The sequence below is a fragment of the Bathymodiolus heckerae thiotrophic gill symbiont genome (genome assembly GCF_900180345.1).
In the GTDB taxonomy this organism is placed as follows: Bacteria; Pseudomonadota; Gammaproteobacteria; order PS1; family Pseudothioglobaceae; genus Thiodubiliella.
The window spans coordinates 1-4,016 of record NZ_FXLV01000076.1; the positions used below are offsets into that span (position 1 = coordinate 1).

At 40.6% G+C, this 4,016-nt stretch carries 1 protein-coding gene, 2 tRNA genes and 2 rRNA genes; 1 reads left to right on the forward strand and 4 read right to left on the reverse strand.

Going from position 1 to position 4,016, the window contains the following annotated elements; genetic code table 11:
- From CRYPD_RS07380 to CRYPD_RS07395, 4 genes are all read right to left on the reverse strand, one after another.
- Window positions 1–473 (reverse strand): 23S ribosomal RNA (locus CRYPD_RS07380); the annotation flags it as partial.
- A 487-nt stretch (window positions 474–960) separates the two neighbouring features.
- Window positions 961–1,036 (reverse strand) — tRNA-Ala (locus CRYPD_RS07385).
- 104 nt (window positions 1,037–1,140) lie between these two features.
- Window positions 1,141–1,217, reverse strand: a tRNA-Ile gene (locus CRYPD_RS07390).
- A gap of 288 nt (window positions 1,218–1,505) precedes the next feature.
- Window positions 1,506–3,039: ribosomal RNA gene (locus CRYPD_RS07395) — 16S ribosomal RNA — on the reverse strand.
- 454 nt (window positions 3,040–3,493) lie between these two features.
- On the opposite strand from CRYPD_RS07395, the gene CRYPD_RS08520 reads away from it, so the two are divergent.
- On the forward strand, window positions 3,494–4,016 hold a 523-nt coding region (locus tag CRYPD_RS08520; protein WP_138146941.1), incomplete at its 3' end, for a transposase.

The window sequence follows — 4,016 nt, forward strand, 5'->3', positions numbered from 1 at the left end:
CTTTTCGCCTTTCCCTCACGGTACTTGTTCACTATCGGTCATTAGAGAGTATTTAGCCTTGGAGGGTGGTCCCCCCATATTCAAACAGCGTTTCACGTGCGCCGCCTTACTCGATTTCACATAAATTAAATTTTCCTATACGGGACTATCACCCTGTATCGTTGAACTTTCCAGAACATTCTAGTAATTTAAAATATGCTTAAGGGCTGATCCCCGTTCGCTCGCCGCTACTAAGGGAATCTCGGTTGATTTCTTTTCCTCTAGGTACTTAGATGTTTCAGTTCCCTAGGTTTGCCTCCTTAACCTATGTATTCAGTTAAGGATAATGGTCTGATGACCACTGGGTTTTCCCATTCGGAGATCTCCGGCTAATAATGCTTATTATCAGCTAACCGAAGCTTATCGCAGATTATCACGTCCTTCATCGCCTTCTAATGCCAAGGCATCCGTCGTATGCACTTATTCACTTGACCATATAACCCCAAAGTATCTGTTATAACTTTAACTTTTATCTATTTGTTAGGTTGTTTTTTTGTTCAATTGGTTATTTAGAAAAACTAAATATCTTCAAGAACTCAAAAACTCTTTACAAATAAACAAAATCCAAAGTCTTGTAACTTGGTGTTGTATGATTTCGTATTTCACCTTGAAGTCACAAATTGTGATAAATCACAATCGGTGAATTCTTTTTTTTATTTCATTGGCGGTTTTTATACCGCCGATGAGAATCCATATTTTTTGAAATTGTTGTGTCAATGCAATACACCAATGAAAACTGTCATCACAACAGTCTTCGCGTTGTTATATTGTATATTTACAAACTTTACTTCATGTATTAAATTGTTAAAGAGCTCCACACTCGTAAGCGTGACATAAAAACTTAAATAAAATCACGATATGACTTTATTTAAGTTTTTAAAAAAATGAAAACTTAGTTTTTTTACAAAAGCAAAAACAATGTGGTGGAGCCAGGGAGGATCGAACTCCCGACCTCTTGCGTGCAAGGCAAGCGCTCTCCCAGCTGAGCTATGGCCCCTTGAAAACAGTGCAAATACTGTAATTTTTATTTTTGTAAGGCGAAGGCGACAAAGTTTGTTTTAATAAATAACTGAGCTAACAACGCAATCAAAAATGAAAATTTGGTGGGTCTGGGTGGATTTGAACCACCGACCTCACCCTTATCAGGGGTGCGCTCTAACCAACTGAGCTACAGACCCGAATGGTGTTATCTTTCGAGAAAAAATATATTAAAACACTGAGTATGCTCAGGTTAGCAATAAATTATTTAAATATTACAAAAATAAATTTATATCTACATTACCGCCTTCCTTTGCGTTAAACGCATTGAAAATTAAACATATAGAAAAATACTAACCTTGGCTTTTATCCCTAACCTAGGTGCATTTTTTTATTAAATATAAATCTCTTGCAATCAAAAGATAAGATGTTATTTCATTCTTCTTTATTTTTTATCAAACAACTTGTTGTGGACACTCATACTGTCTTAAGGAGGTGATCCAACCCCAGCTTCCGCTAGGGTTACCTTGTTACGACTTTACCCCAGTCATGAATCACAAAGTGGTGAGCGCCCAAATAAGCTACCCACTTCTTTTGCAACCCACTCCCATGGTATGACGGGCGGTGTGTACAAGACCCGGGAACGTATTCACCGTAGCGTTCTGATCTACGATTACTAGCGATTCCGACTTCACGGAGTCGAGTTGCAGACTCCGATCCGGACTACGAAAAGGTTTATGAGATTAGCACCACCTCGCGGCTTAGCAACCCTTTGTCCTTCCCATTGTAGCACGTGTGTAGCCCTGGTCGTAAGGGCCATGATGACTTGACGTCGTCCCCGCCTTCCTCCGGTTTATCACCGGCAGTCTCTTTATAGTTCCCACCATGATGTGCTGGCAAATAAAGATAAGGGTTGCGCTCGTTACGGGACTTAACCCAACATCTCACGACACGAGCTGACGACAGCCATGCAGCACCTGTATCACGGTTCCCGAAGGCACCAATCCATCTCTGGAAAGTTCCGTGTATGTCAAGACCAGGTAAGGTTCTTCGCGTTGCATCGAATTAAACCACATGCTCCACCGCTTGTGCGGGTCCCCGTCAATTCCTTTGAGTTTTAACCTTGCGGCCGTACTCCCCAGGCGGACAACTTAACGCGTTAGCTTCGCCACTAAGAGGTAAATCCTCCCAACGGCTAGTTGTCATCGTTTACGGCGTGGACTACCAGGGTATCTAATCCTGTTTGCTACCCACGCTTTCGTACCTCAGTGTCAGTATTAGTCCAGAAAGCTGCCTTCGCCATTGATGTTCCTTCAGATATCTACGCATTTCACCGCTACACCTGAAATTCCACTTTCCTCTCCTATACTCTAGTTTGCCAGTTTCAAATGCAGTTCCTAGGTTGAGCCCAGGGCTTTCACATCTGACTTAACAAACCACCTACGCACGCTTTACGCCCAGTAATTCCGATTAACGCTTGCACCCTCCGTATTACCGCGGCTGCTGGCACGGAGTTAGCCGGTGCTTCTTCTAAAGTTAACGTCAAGGCTAATGGGTATTAACCATTAACTTTTCTTCACAATTGAAAGTGCTTTACAACCCTCAGGCCTTCTTCACACACGCGGTATTGCTGGATCAGGCTTGCGCCCATTGTCCAATATTCCCCACTGCTGCCTCCCGTAGGAGTCTGGGCCGTGTCTCAGTCCCAGTGTGGCTGATCATCCTCTCAGACCAGCTAAAGATCGTCGCCTTGGTGAGCTTTTACCTCACCAACAAGCTAATCTTACGCAGGCTCATCTAGTAGCGTGAAGTCCGAAGATCCTCCACTTTAATCCATAGATATTATGCGGTATTAATCCAGATTTCTCTGGGCTATCCCCCACTACTAGGTAGATTCCTACGCGTTACTCACCCGTCCGCCACTCGACGCCTACTAGCAAGCTAGTATCGTTTCCGTTCGACTTGCATGTGTTAAGCATACCGCCAGCGTTCAATCTGAGCCAGGATCAAACTCTTCAGTTTAATTCTAACTATTTAGAACATTGGCAACACTTATAAATAAGTGCGCTTTGCGTTCAATTTTTTTAAAAGCTTATTTGCTTTAGTTTTTTAGGAGCGCCTATATAATAAAATATATTTGCTCCGTGTGCACTTGCACAATTTAATGCACGAGTGCCCACACAAGTTGTTTGATAGATTTTTAAAGAGCAACTAAATTGAAAAAAATTAATGTTTCAACTCAGTGAAAGATGATAATTATACAAGAAAAAAATCTTGCGTCAAGCACTATTTTACTTTTTTATGAAATTAATTACTAGAGACCTTTGCATAAGCCACCCTCAAGCTACTAATCTAATGAAATAGCACCCATAAATCAACTTTAAAAATATCTAAAATATCTTAGAAAAACACTACACAAAACTCATTTTCAGATGCACTCATTGTTGAATATAAGCCTCTATCAGAGCTTAATGATATGCATAACATTATCAATTGGAGTGAAATAGAAAAAACCCTATCAAATCTTTATTTCTCCAAGCGAAGTGCGCCTAGTTACCCACCATTGATAATGTTTAAGATTCTCATTCTCCAAGCTTGGCACAACCTAAATAACGAGGCATTGGAGAAACAAATCGCTAGAGATTTAATGTTTAGGCGTTTTATTGACTTATCCTTATCTGAGAATACGCCTGATCACTCAAGTATTTGGTGTTTCAGACAACTGCTAAATACACAAGGCTTATTAGAAACACTGCTAGAAAAAATCAATATCTATCTAGAGCTGATAGTACTTATGCTAGCAAGTACTCCTTTCTTTACCACCCTTATTACTCAGCACTTAACTACCCCATCAAAACTTCCATCTAATAGCACCTTCAATACCATCACTATGAGCTTTGTTGTTAGTAGATTGCACTCTTTCATAGCTCACAGAAACAGTACTGTTATCTTTTTGATAATCAACACCCATATTAATAGTAAGCTCTTTTTCAGCATTT